This is a genomic window from Poseidonibacter antarcticus, from assembly GCF_003667345.1.
Lineage (GTDB): Bacteria > Campylobacterota > Campylobacteria > Campylobacterales > Arcobacteraceae > Poseidonibacter > Poseidonibacter antarcticus.
In genome coordinates, this window is the sequence record NZ_RCWF01000001.1 from 334,154 (window position 1) to 350,477 (window position 16,324).

The 16,324-nt window shown below is 26.9% G+C and carries 16 protein-coding genes; 6 read left to right on the top strand and 10 right to left on the bottom strand.

Going from position 1 to position 16,324, the window contains the following annotated elements; translation table 11 throughout:
- Positions 1 to 10 precede the first annotated feature (10 nt).
- The 4 genes from mltG (at position 11) to D9T19_RS01650 (ending at position 4,774) form a co-directional block, all read left to right on the top strand.
- Entirely contained in the window at positions 11 to 1,132 is a 1,122-nt protein-coding gene (gene mltG, locus D9T19_RS01635) for an endolytic transglycosylase MltG (protein ID WP_121626451.1), read from the top strand.
- A 122-nt stretch (positions 1,133 to 1,254) separates the two neighbouring features.
- Positions 1,255 to 3,447, top strand: coding sequence for an NADP-dependent isocitrate dehydrogenase (locus D9T19_RS01640; protein WP_121626452.1), 2,193 nt, complete (start codon positions 1,255 to 1,257; stop codon positions 3,445 to 3,447).
- 85 nt (positions 3,448 to 3,532) lie between these two features.
- Positions 3,533 to 4,480 (top strand): malate dehydrogenase, encoded by a 948-nt coding sequence (gene mdh, locus D9T19_RS01645; protein ID WP_121626453.1) that lies wholly within the window; start codon positions 3,533 to 3,535, stop codon positions 4,478 to 4,480.
- Positions 4,481 to 4,495: 15 nt separating this feature from the next.
- The gene (locus D9T19_RS01650) at positions 4,496 to 4,774 is read left to right on the top strand and encodes a heavy-metal-associated domain-containing protein (protein ID WP_121626454.1); all 279 of its coding nucleotides are present in this window, start codon (positions 4,496 to 4,498) and stop codon (positions 4,772 to 4,774) included.
- A gap of 1 nt (position 4,775) precedes the next feature.
- Here D9T19_RS01650 and D9T19_RS01655 read toward each other — a convergent pair whose 3' ends face one another.
- From D9T19_RS01655 to D9T19_RS01665, 3 genes are read right to left on the bottom strand one after another with little or no spacing between them, the layout of a single operon-like run.
- The gene (locus D9T19_RS01655) at positions 4,776 to 5,357 is read right to left on the bottom strand and encodes a hypothetical protein (RefSeq protein ID WP_121626455.1); all 582 of its coding nucleotides are present in this window, start codon (positions 5,355 to 5,357) and stop codon (positions 4,776 to 4,778) included.
- 23 nt (positions 5,358 to 5,380) lie between these two features.
- Entirely contained in the window at positions 5,381 to 6,505 is a 1,125-nt protein-coding gene (locus D9T19_RS01660) for an FAD-dependent oxidoreductase (RefSeq protein ID WP_121626456.1), read from the bottom strand.
- Positions 6,498 to 6,824, bottom strand: a complete 327-nt coding sequence (locus tag D9T19_RS01665; RefSeq protein WP_121626457.1) for a hypothetical protein — start codon at positions 6,822 to 6,824, stop codon at positions 6,498 to 6,500. The genes D9T19_RS01660 and D9T19_RS01665 overlap by 8 nt, the downstream gene beginning before the upstream one ends.
- A gap of 197 nt (positions 6,825 to 7,021) precedes the next feature.
- On the opposite strand from D9T19_RS01665, the gene D9T19_RS01670 reads away from it, so the two are divergent.
- Positions 7,022 to 7,888: a DnaJ C-terminal domain-containing protein gene (locus D9T19_RS01670; RefSeq protein WP_121626458.1), complete on the top strand. Its 867-nt coding sequence runs from the start codon at positions 7,022 to 7,024 to the stop codon at positions 7,886 to 7,888.
- A gap of 12 nt (positions 7,889 to 7,900) precedes the next feature.
- Positions 7,901 to 8,293, top strand: coding sequence for a heat shock protein transcriptional repressor HspR (locus D9T19_RS01675; protein WP_121626459.1), 393 nt, complete (start codon positions 7,901 to 7,903; stop codon positions 8,291 to 8,293).
- Between the two features lie 15 nt (positions 8,294 to 8,308).
- Here D9T19_RS01675 and ftsZ read toward each other — a convergent pair whose 3' ends face one another.
- The 7 genes from ftsZ to D9T19_RS01710 all read right to left on the bottom strand — a co-directional run bounded on the left by ftsZ (position 8,309) and on the right by D9T19_RS01710 (position 16,287).
- Complete coding sequence (gene ftsZ / locus D9T19_RS01680) at positions 8,309 to 9,439, bottom strand: cell division protein FtsZ (protein ID WP_121626460.1); 1,131 nt, start codon at positions 9,437 to 9,439, stop codon at positions 8,309 to 8,311.
- Positions 9,439 to 10,824, bottom strand: coding sequence for a cell division protein FtsA (ftsA, locus tag D9T19_RS01685; protein ID WP_121626461.1), 1,386 nt, complete (start codon positions 10,822 to 10,824; stop codon positions 9,439 to 9,441). Before ftsA ends, ftsZ begins: the two co-directional genes overlap by 1 nt.
- A gap of 3 nt (positions 10,825 to 10,827) precedes the next feature.
- Complete coding sequence (locus D9T19_RS01690) at positions 10,828 to 12,291, bottom strand: peptidylprolyl isomerase (RefSeq protein ID WP_121626462.1); 1,464 nt, start codon at positions 12,289 to 12,291, stop codon at positions 10,828 to 10,830.
- Between the two features lie 58 nt (positions 12,292 to 12,349).
- On the bottom strand, positions 12,350 to 14,668 hold the full coding sequence (locus D9T19_RS01695; RefSeq protein ID WP_121626463.1) for an AAA family ATPase: 2,319 nt from the start codon (positions 14,666 to 14,668) through the stop codon (positions 12,350 to 12,352).
- Entirely contained in the window at positions 14,668 to 15,033 is a 366-nt protein-coding gene (locus D9T19_RS01700) for a hypothetical protein (protein WP_121626464.1), read from the bottom strand. The genes D9T19_RS01695 and D9T19_RS01700 overlap by 1 nt, the downstream gene beginning before the upstream one ends.
- Positions 15,030 to 15,380, bottom strand: coding sequence for an arsenate reductase (glutaredoxin) (arsC, locus tag D9T19_RS01705; RefSeq protein ID WP_121626465.1), 351 nt, complete (start codon positions 15,378 to 15,380; stop codon positions 15,030 to 15,032). Before arsC ends, D9T19_RS01700 begins: the two co-directional genes overlap by 4 nt.
- An 85-nt stretch (positions 15,381 to 15,465) precedes the next feature.
- Positions 15,466 to 16,287: a hypothetical protein gene (locus D9T19_RS01710; RefSeq protein WP_121626466.1), complete on the bottom strand. Its 822-nt coding sequence runs from the start codon at positions 16,285 to 16,287 to the stop codon at positions 15,466 to 15,468.
- Positions 16,288 to 16,324 lie beyond the last annotated feature (37 nt).

Below are 16,324 nucleotides of genomic sequence, written 5' to 3' on the forward strand. Positions count from 1 at the left end.
GTTTATTTTTATGCCAGAAAACAATACCGAAGATATCAATATTATAATAAATAAAAAAGAAAAAAATAGAAGTTTAATTGCCTTTAACATTATCGAGTTATTCCTTGTAGCTTGTATTATAATTTTATTTTATGTAACTATTCCAATGAGTTCAACAAAAGTATTGTTTATCCCAAAAGGAGGTACTAATAATACAGTATCTTACCTAAATAATACGGGCTTTGAATTAAATATTATTGATAAAATTATATTAAGATCAATGGGTTTTATCCAAAGTGGTTGGATAGATGTAAATGAAAATAGACTTACAAAAATGGATTTTTTATATAAACTTACTACATCAAAAGCTGCATTAAAAAATATTACTTTAATTCCAGGAGAAACATCATATATATTTATTAAGCAACTAGCAAAAGATTTAAATTTATCAGAAGATAAACTTCAAAAAATATATAAAAAACATGCATATAAATTAGATGGAAATATATTAGCAGATACTTATTCTTTACCATATGGAATGAATGAAGATCATTTAATATTTTATTTATTATCACAAAGTAATAAAAAATATGAAGAATTTTCAAAAAAGATATTTGGTTTTTATGATAAAAAGAAATGGTATCACTACTTAAGCTTAGCTTCTGTAATTCAAAAAGAAGCTGCAAGTGTTGAAGAAATGCCAATTGTTTCAAGTGTTATTCATAATAGATTAACAAAAGGAATGAAATTGCAAATGGATGGAACTTTAAATTATGCTGAATATTCTCATGTTAAAGTAAGTGCTCAAAGAATTAAAGAAGATACTTCTTCATATAATACATATAAATATAAAGGTTTGCCAAAAAATCCTGTATGTGCTGTTAGTTTAAATGCAATAAAAGCTGCAATATTTCCTGTAAAAAGTAATTATTATTATTTTGTAAAAAATAATAAAACAGGTTTACATAAGTTTTCTACTTCTTATAAAAAACATGTTAGAAATATTAAAGCAAATATAGGCGTTAAAAAGACTTATACAAAAGTGAAAATTAAAGAAACAAAAATCGATAAAGAGGCTAAAGCTATTATGAAAACAGATATAAAAGAACAAAAAGCAACTTCTATTAAGTCACTTTGGGATAATGTAAACTAAATTATTGTGCAAATTTGAAACACACGTTTTTTTGCAATAAAATTACCCCATACTTTAAATAGTCCTAAATTGAAATGTTGCTATTATAGCTTCAGTATAAAAATTCAAATTTAGGAACAAATATGTCAAAGATTATTTACACAAAAGTTGATGAAGCGCCAGCTTTAGCAACATACTCTTTTTTACCAATTATTAAAGCTTTTACAAAAAGCTCAGGTATTGAAATGGTTACAAAAGATATTTCATTAGCAGGAAGAATTTTAGCTGCCTTCCCTGAAAACTTAAAAGATGATCAAAAGATCAGTGATGATTTAGCTGAACTTGGAGCATTAACTCAAGATCCAGATGCTAACATCGTAAAATTACCAAATGTTTCAGCTTCTGTTCCTCAATTAAAAGCAGCAATTGCTGAATTACAATCAAAAGGTTACGATATTCCAAATTTTGATGCTAGTGAAGAAATTACTGCTAGATATTCAAAAATTACTGGTTCAGCTGTTAATCCTGTATTAAGAGAAGGAAATTCAGATAGAAGAGCTCCAAGTGCAGTAAAAAATTACGCAAAAGCTAACCCTCATAAAATGGGTAAATGGGAAAAAGATTCTAAAACTGACGTTGCTTGTATGAGCGAAGGTGATTTTTATGGTTCTGAAGTATCTAAAACTTTTGATGATGAAAATGATTTAAAAATTTCTTTCTTTGATAAAAATGGAAAAGAAACTGTATTAAAAGCTTCAACTAAAGTATTAGCTGGAGAAATTATTGATGCTACAGTAATGAGTGCAAATGCATTAAAAAAATTCTATGCAGAAACAATTGAAAGAGCAAGAGAAGAAGATGTATTATTATCTTTACACTTAAAAGCAACAATGATGAAAAACTCAGATCCAATTATGTTTGGTTTTGCAGTAAAAGTTTATTTCAAAGATTTAATAGCTAAACATTCAGCTTTATTTGATGAATTAGGTGTTAATTTCAATAATGGTTTAGGTGATTTATACTCTAAATTAGATCAAGTTGATGCTGACAAAAAAGCTGAAATAGAAGCTGATATTGCAGCTGTTTATGCTAAACAACCAAGACTTGCAATGGTAAATTCTGCTAAAGGAATTACTAACTTACATGTACCTTCTGATGTTATTATTGATGCATCTATGCCTTCTATGATTAAAGGTGGCGGTAAAATGTGGAATGCACAAGATAAAGAAGAAGATACAATTGCAATGATCCCTGATAGAGCTTATGCAGCTAGTTTCAAAACAGTAATCGATGATTGTAAAGAAAATGGAGCATTAGACGTTAAAACTATGGGAACTGTTCCAAATGTTGGATTAATGGCTCAAAAAGCTGAAGAATATGGTTCACATGATAAAACTTTCCAAGCTAAAGCTGATGGTCAAATCAAAGTTATTGATAAAGATGATAATGCTGTATTTACTTTTGATGTAGAAGATGGTGATATTTTCAGAATGTGTCAAGCAAAAGACGCACCTATTCAAGATTGGATTAAATTAGCAGTTTCAAGAGCTAGATTATCTAATACTCCTGCTATCTTCTGGTTAGACCCACAAAGAGCGCATGATGCACAAATGATTGCAAAAGTAAATAAATATTTACCAACACATGATACAGAAGGATTAGATATTTCTATTATGACTCCTGTTGATGCAACTAAAAAATCTTTAGATAGAATGAGAGCTGGACTTGATACTATTTCTGTAACTGGAAATATTTTAAGAGATTATAATACTGACCTTTTCCCAATTTTAGAATTAGGAACATCTGCAAAAATGTTATCAATCGTGCCATTAATGCAAGGTGGTGGATTATTTGAAACAGGTGCTGGTGGATCTGCTCCAAAACACGTTCAACAATTCGCACAAGAAGATTACTTAAGATGGGATTCTTTAGGTGAATTTATGGCTTTAGCTGCTTCATTTGAACATTTATCAAATACTCAAGCTAATGCAAAAGCAAAAGTTTTAGCTGATACTTTAGATAAAGCAACTGGTACTTTCTTAATCAATGATAAATCACCAGCTAGAAAATTAGGTTCAATTGATAATAGAGGTTCACACTTCTATTTAGCTATGTATTGGGCACAAGAATTAGCAGCTCAAAATGATGATGCTGAGTTAAAAGCAGAATTTACTCCAATTGCTGAAGCTTTAAGTGCTAATGAAGAAAAAATTGTTTCTGAATTAGTAGCTGGTCATGGTAAAGCTATTGATATGGGTGGATATTATTTACCAGATGAAGAAAAATTATCTAGTGCAATGAGACCATCACCAACGTTAAATTCAATTATTGGATAATTGTTACTTAACATGTTGATATAAAAGGCAAGACTTAGGTTTTGCCTTTTTTAATTTAAAGATATTAAACCCAAAAGGTATTGTTTTGTTTACAAAAAAAGTTGGAATAGTAGGTGTTGGTAACGTTGGTTCTACCCTTGCATATGCATTAGCATCAAAAGGTATTTGTTCTTCAATTGTATTAAAAGATATAAGAGAAGATGTTGTTCAAGCTATGGCTTTAGATATATCACAAGCTGCTAATGCAGCTAAATCACATACTATCGTAACTGCAGCAAAAGATGGAAGTGATTTTAAAGATTCTGACATTATTGTAATTACAGCAGGAATACCTAGAAAACCTGGTATGAGTAGAGATGATTTACTTCTAATAAATGCTAAAATTATGAAAGATGTTATTGATGATATAAAAGATAATGCTCCAAATTCTATTATTATAATAGTTTCGAATCCTTTAGATGCAATGGTTTATGCAGCTTTAAAATGTTCAAATTTTCCAAAAAATAAAGTAATTGGAATGGCTGGTATTTTAGATTCTGCAAGAATGAGTCATTTTATTTTTGATAAACTAGGATATGGTGCAGGACAAATCCAAGCATCAGTTATGGGTGGTCATGGAGATGCTATGGTTCCTCTTCCAAATTATTCATCTGTTGCGGGAGTTCCTATAAGTGAGCTATTATCAAGTGAAGATATTGAGGATATTGTAACTAAAACAAAAAATGGTGGTCTTCAAATTGTTAAACTACTAGGAACAGGTTCTGCTTATTATGCACCTGCTCATTCAACTTCTTTAATGGTTGAAGCAATATTACATAATCAAAAAAAGATTTATCCTTGTGCTGTACTTCTTGAAGGTGAATATGGATATGAAAATATTGTTGGTGGAGTTCCGGTTATGTTAGGAAGTAATGGAGTAGAAAAAATTATTCAATTAGATTTAAATGATACTCAAAAAGAACAATTTGATAAATCAATATCATCTGTAAAAGAACTAACAAACACTTTAGATAGTAAATTTTTTAATAAATAAAACAAAGGAAATACAATGAAACAAACTTTAGAAGTAGAAAATGTAAAATGTGGTGGATGTGCTAATACTCTAATCACTTCGTTAAAAGAAGAGTTTGGGAATGTTGAAGTTGATTTAAATGTAAATCCACGAAAGATTACTTTAGATTTAGAGGATAATAAAAAAGAGGCTCTAAAATTAAAATTAAGAAGCCTAGGTTATCCTTTATCTAGTGATGAGCTTTCTGGATTTCAAAAGGCAACAACTACTGCTAAAAGCTTTGTTTCTTGTGCCATAGGTAAAATGAATTCATAATTTATTTTAAGTAGCTTAGTAGAGTAGAAATTTCTTTATTTATTTCTTCTTTACTTAAGCCATTTTCTAAAGCACCCTCTTTTACATTTGACTCAGCAATTTTAACAATACTATTATCAAGATTTACTTTATACACAAAATATTTTGTTTGAGTATCATCAAATAAATTTAAAGCTTTAATCATTTCTCCATTTGTATCATTTATCATTGCTATACTAGAACCTTGATTTAGTTCTTCTAATTTTCCATTTACAGCTAATTTTTTTATAAACCATGGAGTTTTAGAAATATTTGCAACTAAGACTATATCTTTTCTTTTATTTAATTTTAAAGTTTCAACTAATGACAAAGTATCGTGATTTAAAACTATTATATATTTTTCTACATCCTTCTTAAATAAATCAGTTTTCTTAACATATCCTCCAACACCTATAACTTCAAAGTGACTTGGTAATAATGAAGTGTTTAATTTGGTATTCTTATTAATTTCATTTTTAGCTTTTGGCTGTTGTGGTGCTGTTAAATATACTAATAATCCAAAACCTATTATTCCTAAAAAAACTATCTTTAAAACATTTGCCATTTTTTATATTCCTATTACTTCTATTATTTATTTTTTTGTTTTTTAGCCCATCTTTTAAATAAGCGACATGTTGTTATTGTTTCAGCAATCTTCTTATTATTTATAATGTTTTCTACTAGCTCATTAGCAAGATATGGTGATAAAACAAAACCTCTTCCTCCAACTCCATTTATTACATAAAGATTTTCTATTTTTTCTAACATATCATCTTTTATATGTGTTCCATTAATTAAATGTGGGAATTTTTCAAAACTCTTTTTTGAATCAATTAAACTTCCTACCATTGGAAAATAATCAGTACTAGAAGCTCTTGCACCAAGTTTTATATCAATAATATTTACATCTTTTAGTTTTATAATATCATTTGCTAAATCAATTAATTTTAAAGAATCCTCATTGATTATATCTTGCGTATAAGCCTCTTTTGAATCAAATCTATGATGAGTGGCACCAATAAATACTTTATAAATATTATCTTTTTGTGTTTTTACAGCTTTTGATACTGAACACTCTTTATGATAATTGAATTTTACATTTGTACTTGTTAAAACATCTATTTTTTGACCCCAAACAGCTCTTATATCAAAATATTTTTCTTTTATAAGTTTTGTGTTAGCTCCAGTACAAAGTATAAGATTTTTTGTTTTTATTTCATCATTTAAAATCCAGATATTATCTTTTCTTTTTATTGAATCAATATTATAATTTAACTTTTTGTTAATTTTTTGTGTTAATAAATCACAAATTTCAGAAGGATTTACCCAAGAACCAACTTCAAAAAAATAACCATCTTCTAAAATTTTGTATTCAAAATCCATAAAAGGTTTATATGATTCAAATTTTTCTCTATAATCATCATTTTTAGGAATTCTACATACACCCTCATTTTTAAATGACTCAGTATTTAATTCTTTGTAAAATGAAGTAGAAAATCTTAAAGCAGTACTTATTAAATCTTTAAATTTATTAGGCTTACCTAACAATGGAGATAAAAAAGCACCAGCTGCACCACTAGCTCCTGCTGAAACATTTTCATTTTTATCAATAAGTAAAATTGATTTCGAATATTTACTTAAAAAATATGCTGTACTACAACCTGCAACCCCTGCTCCAATAATTATATATTCATACTCTTTTTGCTTAGTCATTTTTATCCGATTTTTCAAATAGTTGGTAATTAGGACGCCAATATCCTCTTCCACCTCTTAAGCTAATACATTTATAATCAGGGAATTTCTTTTTATAAAATTCTAATCTCTCTTTTGTAGTTTTCCCTGTGTCACAATAAAATACAAAAACAGTACCTTTAGGCATTAAATTCATTTCAAAAGGATTATAGGTAATTGTTTCAATCCTATCTAATGGTTTTAATATAGTATCAACTAAAAGTACAGAAATATTCTCTTTTTGTAATTGTTTTGAATATCTATATAACTCTTGTTGTGTCCATTCATCTTTTCCAAACATTGTAATTATCCATTTGTTTTAATTGCTAAAATCCTAACTAAATACTTAACAAATAAGGCTTAAACACTAAAGTTTTTGATTAAAATTATCAATTAAGTACTATAATTGCTAAAATTGTTTTAAACCTTGATTGACTTAGACTCAAGTTTTGGGTATAATTAGTACAAAAAAAATAATATAATTTTATAGGAAAGACAATGGCAAAAAGTTTATATGAAACACTAGAAGTAAATGAAAATGCAACTGCAGATGAAATTAAAAAAGCATATAGAAAATTAGCAAGAAAATTTCACCCAGATGTTAATAAAGATCCAAAAGCTGAGGATAAATTCAAAGAAATTAATGCAGCTTATGAAGTATTGAGTGATAAGGAAAAAAAATTACAATATGACCAACATGGGGACTCAATGTTTGGAGGTCAAAATTTCCATGATTTTGCACAAGGACAGGGACAAAATGTTGATTTAGATGAAATGCTAAGACAAATGTTTGGTGGCGGTGGCGGTGGCTTTGCTAGTGGAGGATTCTCACAACAAGGTGGATTTAGTGGTTTTAATGAACCTGATTTAGATACAAATGCACAAATTACTATTGCTTTTGATGTATCAGTTCTAGGTGGAAAACAACATATTTCTATAAATAATGATTCTTTTGATATTAAAATTCCAGAAGGAATTAAAGATGGTCAAAAAATCAGAGCAAAAGGAAAAGGAAAATCATACCAAGGACAAAGAGGTGATTTAATTTTAAAAATTAATGTTGCTCCTAGCCCTGAATATGAAAGAGATGAAGATACATTAACTAAAACTTTTGATATACCTTTAAAAACAGCTTTATTTGGTGGAAAAGTAGAGATTAAAACAATTCATAAAGATATAACATTAAAAGTTCCAAAAAATACAAAAGAAAACCAAAAATTTAGAGTTAAAGAACTTGGTGTTTTAAATAGAAAAGCAGGAGTAAAAGGTGATTTATACTTAAAAGCAAATATCATATTGCCTAAAATTGAAGATTTAGATGAAGACTTAGTAAAAATATTAGAAGAGAAACTTCCGGAAAATTAAAAGGATTGAATAATGGAAACAAATAGTTATATTGAACCAGTATTTTTAATCTCAGCGGTATCTGAGATTTTAGATATTCATCCACAAACATTAAGGCAATATGAAAGAGAAGGTTTGATTAAACCTTCTCGTACAAATGGAAAAATAAGACTTTATTCACAAAAAGATATAGATCATATAAAATACGTTTTAACATTAACAAGAACACTTGGAGTTAATTTAGCTGGTGTTGATATGATTTTACAATTAAATAAAAAAATAAGCTTATTAGAAGAAGAAATTCATACATATAAAACAAAGATTAAAAATATAAACAATTTGGCAGTAGTTCCAGATACAAAAGCATTAGTAGTACAACAAACATCTTTTGATATTGTTGTTATAGAGAAAAATGAAGAAAATTAATTCTTCACTTTTTCTTTAAAATTGATATTGAACTATATAATCTCTCATTAAAGGTGGAATATCTAAATAATTGTGATCATCAGTAGAAATAGCATTATGAGTACCTTCTTCAGCATTTTCACTTGGTTCTTCATATTCATCATTTTTAGATTCAAATCCAGTTGCTACAATAGTTATTTTAACTTCATCTGTTTCTAAAGTTGCATCAGATGTTGTACCAAATATTATTTCAGCATTAGAATCCATTCTATCATTTATAGTTCCCATTACATCATTAATTGCAAATAAGGATACTTGAGGATGAATATTAAAATGTATTAAAATACCTTTTGCACCATTTAAAGATACTTTATCAAGTAAAGGAGAATCAATAGCATCTTCTAAAGCTTTTTGAGCAGCATTTTCACCTTTTGCTTTACCAATTCCCATTAATGCCATACCACGATGTTGCATAATAGTTTTAACATCAGCAAAATCCGTATTAATATCTGAATTACCAGGATTTAAAATAACCTCTGACATTCCATTAACTGCTTGGAATAAAATATTATCAATAATTTTAAAGGCATCTTTCATACCAACATTTTCATCAATAATCTCTAATAATCTATCATTAGGTACAACTATAATTGAATCTGATACTTTTTTAAGCTCTTCTAAACCTAGGTTTGCAAGCCCTGCTCTTTTTTTACCTTCCCAAGTAAATGGTTTAGTAACAACAGAAACTGTTAAAGCTCCAATTTCTTTTGCAGCTTTTGCAATAATAGCAGCAGCACCCGTACCCGTACCACCTCCAAGTCCAGCAGCAATAAAGATAATATCAGCACCTTGAAGAGCTGATTTGATTTCTTCATAAGATTCAACTGCAGAATCTCTACCAATTTCTGGTTTCATTCCAGCACCTAATCCCTTAGTAAGCTTTGCCCCTAATTGGATTTTTCTTGGTGCTTTTGAAATATGAAGCACTTGTAAATCAGTATTAGCTGCGATTAAATCAATTTTATGAGAACCTTCTTTAATCATGTGGTTAATCATATTACAACCACCACCACCAACACCAATTACTGCAATTTTAGCTACGTTATCTGATTTAACTTTATTAGGCATATCCACTTTTATATCATCCACTTTAAATAAATTATCCATTAAAACCACTCCGATATTTTACTCCAAAATTTCGAAACACCCGTTTTCTTATCTTTTCTTAACGGTGTTAAAATTGTTGGGTCATCTTTTAAGTTTAAATCTGATTTATCATTAAAAGATGCAGATTTAGTATTAATTGAACTGTTGTTTATTGCCTTTTCTTCAACAATAGCCTGTTGCTTTTTGACTGGTTTCATTAATTTTTTACTTGAATCTAATTCATAACTTCTGTTAATTCCTAATGAATACACTAATAACCCAACAATAGTTGACATTTTTGCATCATCAAAACTCATATATCCATTTTCAATATTCTTTGGATTTGATATAGCAATAGGTATACCATCAAAGATTTTATCTGCTAAAACTTTTATACCTTCTAAATTACTCATCCCACCTGTTATTACAATACCTGAACCAACATTATCTAAAATACCACTTTTTTTTAACTTATTTTTTACTAATATTAGTATTTCTTCAATTCGCGCATGTATAATAGTTTGAATATGATCTAAGGCGATTTCAGAATAAGTTTCTTCATCTCCAATTCTTGGAATTTTTACTTTTCTAACACCTAATTCATTTCCAGATGAATAATTTTTTGTTAGAGAACCATATTCTGTTTTAATTTTCTCAGCAGCTGCTGGAGGTGTATGTAGCATAACAGATAGATCATTTGTAATATGATTAGAGCCAACAGGAATAAAACCATTATAAATTAATGAATTCCCTTTATAAGATACAAATTCAGTTGTAGAAGAACCAATATTAATTACTGTTGCTCCAAATTTCTTTTGTTGATCATCTAAAATTGAAATAGCAGAAGCATAACCATCTAATACAAATCTAGTAATATCAACACCTGATATTTTAAGAGCTGATTTTATATTTGTAAGGGCTGTTCTTTTAGCAGTTACAATATATACAGAAACTTCAAGTCTAGAACCATTCATGTTAAGAGGATTGTCAACATCAACAGAATCATCAACTTTAAAGAAAATTGGAACTACATGTACAACTTCATATTCTGGAACAATAGTTGCATTATAAAGTGCCATTTGCATTACTTGATTAATCTCAGTTTCTGTAATTAATCCATTAGGGACATTAACAGAACCTGAACTTCTTATACTTTTAGTATAACTACCTGAAATAGAAACAACACAAGTTTCTATAACTTCTGTTGTACTTCTTTTTGCTATATTAATTGCATCTTTTATAGCTTTAGAAGCCTCTTCAATATTTATAATTATACCCTTATTAACACCCTCACTCTTTTGTAAACCAGTACCAAGGATATTAATATTTGATTCTAAATCATGTTTAGCTATAACAGCTGTTATTGTAGATGAACCAATATCAATTGCTAAAAGAGTATTATTCAATTTTTACTCCTTTACTTCAATAGATGATTTAATTTCAAAAGTATTTTCTAATCTTTTTACAAGATTATTCATTAATTCTTCACTTTCTAATTGAATAAGTGTACTTTTTACTGATTCATCTCTCGTTTTATCATAAGTTCCTAATTTAGAAGCATTAATTCTGTATAAAACAACTTTATCATTTAATTCAATAATTCCAGATTTTTTAGTTACTGAAAATAACTGATTTAGAAAACTTGCAGCTTCTTGTTCTTGTAAACCCAAAATTTTATCAATTGATTCTCTTGTTACATTTTTAGCTTCAATACCCATAAAGTTTTCTAACTCTTTTTTTGCAACTTCATTAAGTTTTTTAGTTTTTGCAACTTTTTCATAGGCTATTTTTACAGCTGGTAATGCTTTATTAAAAGAAAGAGGTTTAGCTTCATTCTTACTTATAACTTTAACAATAATATATTTATCTTTTTCTAAAAAAGGTTTAATTAAATCACCTTCTTTTGAAGATATGATTTTTTCATTATTTTCTACGCTAAAAGGAAGTTTACTTTGATCTAGTAAAGTTGATGCTGATAATTTTTCTTCAGCTTTTTTTATTTTTAAGTATTTTTTTAAAGCTTCTTTTTTTGTAAATTTAGCATTAAGTTCTCTTACAATTTCATCTTTTGCTTCATCAAATGATTTAATTTTTCCATCAACTTTTTTATAATCAGTTTTAAATCTATCATAATGTTTTTTTATCTCTTCTTCTTTTGAATTAGCTGAAATTACAGGAACTTCACTTGTTTCAATAAGATAAGAAATTTCTGACATATAAGCATTTTTATTTGATTCCCAATATTTTTTTATCTCTTCATCGCTAGGAGATACAGTAATATCTTTTGTTTTTAAAATTTTATAAGTAATATCATCTTTTAAAAATAATAACTTATTTAAATTTTTAACTTCAACGCTATTTGGTTGAACATCAAATAATGATTGAACTTTTTGTAATAATATATTTCTTTTTAGTGAATCTTCAAATTTAACAGGAGTCGTTCTATTTTGTGATAAAACTTGAATATATGTAGGTTTATCAAATTTTCCATCTTTTAAAAATGCATTATATTTTAATAATTCTTTTGCAATATCTTCATCTGTAATATCTAAACCTAAAGTATCAGCATATGCTAAAATCAAATTCTTTTGTAATACTTGCTTATATGCAATATCTTTTAAGTTTAATTTATTAGCCATTTCCTCATTGAAAGTTTTTCCAAATAGTCTTGCATATTGATCATAAAGATTTGAATATTCTTGTTGATATTCTTCAATAGAAACCTCTCTATCTCCAACAACTGCTACTGTTCCACCTTCTTTTCCATAATCATAGGAACCCCAGCCAACAAAACCTGCTCCTACAAACGCGATTGTACTAATCCAAATAGTAATCACAAGCCATCTTTTATGTCTTTGCATCCACGTAATCATTAAATATAATCCTCATAAAAATTTTATTTATACTACTGAAAATTTGCTTGAATTTTAGTTAAATATCTATAAGATTATTTTTAATGTCTGGCTTACTTAATAAATCATTTATTACAGATTCCCTAATCGTAATTTCTAATTTTTTACATGCACTTACAAAAGCTTCTTCTTCACCAACAATAAAACACATTTTTTTTGCTCTTGTAATAGCAGTATAAAGTAACTTTGTATTATGCATAATATAATGAGAAAAACTCATAGGGATCAGAGCATTTTCATACTCCATCCCTTGTGTTTTATGAATTGTTAAACAATAAGCAAGTGATAACAATGATGAAACATTGTCAAAATCATAGAATACTACCATATCATCATTTGGGTAAAGTACAATACATTTATTTTCTTCAAAATCAAGTTTTATAATTAACCCTAATTGACCATTAAATACTCTTTTTTCTAAAAAATCACTAGAACCATTTTTGTACATACTCATAGTTTGAGCTCTCATATTCTCATTTTTTATATGTATTACTTTATCTGTAATTTTGTACTCATAAAGTTTTGTTGCATAAGCTTTTCCTTTTGTATGATTAAAAAGTTTTTGTAATTGCATATTTAGATTTTCAACACCTAATAATCCACCTTTCATAGGTGTAATTACTTGGAATAATGTTAATGCAGAATTTATCTTCTTTTCTTTTATTAAATCAAAATATTTTTGTATATAAGTAGCTGAAATATTTAATATATTATTCAAAATATACTCAGAGTTTTCAACTCTAATATCAGCAAATTCATTTGATGAGTTAGAATTTTTTTGTGCATAATAGTTTGAAATTGAAACATTTACAAACTTAAAATCATCATATTCTTCATTATATTTAGGAACTTCACCTTTTCTTATATCATTTGCTATTAATGCTATTGCTTGATTTTCATTTTGTCTATAAATTTTTGTTAATTTACAAATTGGTGCTAAATCATGTTTTATCGAATCAGCTAAAATATTTCCTGCACCAATTGCAGGTAATTGTCCATCATCACCCACAATTATAAAAACTGTATCATCATCTATTTTTGAAATAATTTGATAAAAAGTTACAGAATTTACCATTGAAGCTTCATCTAACAAAATAACTTTATAAGGGAAAAAATCTTTTTCTTTATGCTTCATTAATAATGATTGAATAGTTGCACTATTATATCCTGTAGTATCAGAAATTCGCTGTGAGGCAATTCCACTTAGTGCAATTGTAATAATGTCATCATAAGAGACTACTTCTTCTAATAGTTGAAGAAGTGCTTTACTTGAAGTTGATTTACCTGTTCCTGCATAACCAATTAAAAAAAGTGTTTTATGCCCATCATTTATCAATTCAACTGCTTTTTTTTGCTCACTACTTAATTCAAATCCTAAAGTTAATTGTTTTTTAACTAAATAATTATCAAAATCTGCAATAATCTTACGATTTAAATCATTTTTACGACGATTGAAAAAATCCAATATTTTTTTTTCTGCATAATAAAGCATTGAAGGAGCATAACGATTTTCTTTTGTTACAAAAATCTCTTCATCTACTAGCATTTTAGTAAGACATTCTTCATAAAGTGCATTTTTATCATTGAATCTTAAAGAATCATCTAATAATTTATATAAATGGAATTTATCAATTGAAGAGTTTCCATTATTATCACAATACTCTTTTAATGTATAATTTAGACATGCCATAATTCTAAATTCACTTAAAGGATCTATCCCTAATGCTTTTGCAATTTCATCAGCACGTTTAAAACCTATTCCTTTTATATTAATTAAAAGATATGGATTTTCTTTGATTTTTTCTATTAAATTATCTATTTCACCTAAAGATGAATAAATTCTTGTAATTAAATTTGAAGTTACACCAAACTTTGCAAGAAAAGAACCTAGTTCCCTTAAATGTTTGAATTTTTGCCAAGAACTTACAATCATTTTAAGTTTCTTTTCTTTTATACCTTTGAATTTTAATAACTCTTCTGGGTTTTCATTTAATATTTTTACAAGCTCTTCTTCTTTATATTTTTCTAGTAATTCATGTGCGAATTTTTTACCAATACCTTTTACAATTTTTGTAAGGAAAAAGAATATTTCTGCTTCTTTAAGTTCTAAAGTATCAAATTCAAATTGAACTCCATATTTTTTATGTGTTGTCCAATTTCCCGTTAATACAACTTCTTCACCTACAATTTTTTCAATTTCAGTATCAAAATACGCCCCACAAACTTTTTGATTATTTTCTAAAACTGCAATTACGTATTTTGTTTCTTCATTGGTATAAAGAACTTTCTTTATAACTCCTGTAAGTTTGAAACTTTTATACTCTTCTTCTTTTGCCATTAGTATTCATCATTAAATTTTTGATTTTTATGCTTGTCTTTTGTATAAGAATTTTTGTTTTTTTCTTTTTGCAATAAATTTGCATCTTTTAAAAGTGTATTTCTTTCATTTTCAAAACTATCACTATGCTCATTTACATACATCATAGTTTTATTTATGAAATCTTGAATTAAAGAATAATATGGAGAATAGAGTTCAATAAATTTTGCTTTTTTTAATTCTTCATAATTTTTTAAAGTTCTAACTTTAAATAACTCGTAATTAAAATTTTCTAATTTTAATAATGAGATAGTTCGTGTTAAGAATTTTTCTAAAACTCTTATATATCGTATTCTTAGCTGTTTTTGATGTACTTCTTCATTCATTTAAGTAATTCTTCTAAATTTTCAATTGGTCTTGCTATTACTGCTTTATCACCTTTAATAATAATTGGTCTTTCAATTAATTTAGGATGTAAAAGCATTGTATCAATGATTTTTTCTTCATCATTTTCAGCTTTAAGATTTAATTCTTTATAAATATCTTCACCAGTTCTTAATAATTCTTTTGCCGAAATTCCTAGTTTTTTTAAAACTTCTTTTAGTTCTTCTTTACTTGGAGTACTGTTAAGATATTTTATCACATTTGCTTCAATACCTTTTTCTTCTAATAAATTAAGTGCATTTCTTGATTTTGAGCATCGTGGGTTGTGCCAGATTTGAATGTTTTGCATATTTAAAACCTCTTTTTTTATTAAGATTATTATATCTAAAACTTTTTTAGTGTAGATAAAATATTACAAAATGTAATATTTTATGTTAGAATGTAGTAGAGATTCCTATAGTTGGCCCTTTAAATTCTAGTTTTAGATCATCATCAGATTCTATTGTTCTATTTTTATATCCTATATTAAATATTAAATTATCATTATCAAATATTTTATATCCCAAGTTTAAATAGTATTCATATGCATGTTTAATCTTATTATAATCTTTTCCATAAAAGCCACCATATTCAAGAACTAAATTATTTAATGTATTTTTTAAATGAAGTTCTAAAGTTGGAAATTTTGCACTGCCTTTCTTATTTATGTCTAAATATAATAATTTTTCTCGTAAATCATTATAAGCAAATCCAATATTTACATTATCATATTTATATAAATATGATAGTCTATACCATTTTGAATCAAGTTTTGCTTCATTATCAAAATTTGCATTTACATTAAAATAATCAACTTTTAAAGTATGATCTTTATATACAAAAGAAACTTCTGGCACAATTTCATGTGTTTTATCACTATAACCTTTAACATCTGTAGTTATATACATATAAGTAAGTTTTGGAGTTATTGAAAAGTCTTTAGTAAAAGAATTTTCACTATATTTTAATTCATCTTTTATAATTTCTTTACTTTTATACTCTTTTAGAATCTTTTCATTATTTTCTAATTTAATTATTTCTTTATTATTATAATGAATACTCTTCTTATTTTCTGTCCCAATTTCTTTTGTAGTTTTATTTTTTTCTACAAAATTATACTCTTTTTTCTTATTATCAGGTAACTGACTCAAAGGTACATAATCACCACTTGCTAGTAAATATAAACCCAAAGAAGATAAAATCATTATTTTTTTCATAAAATTCTCCAATTCCAATTTTAAAAACATAATATCT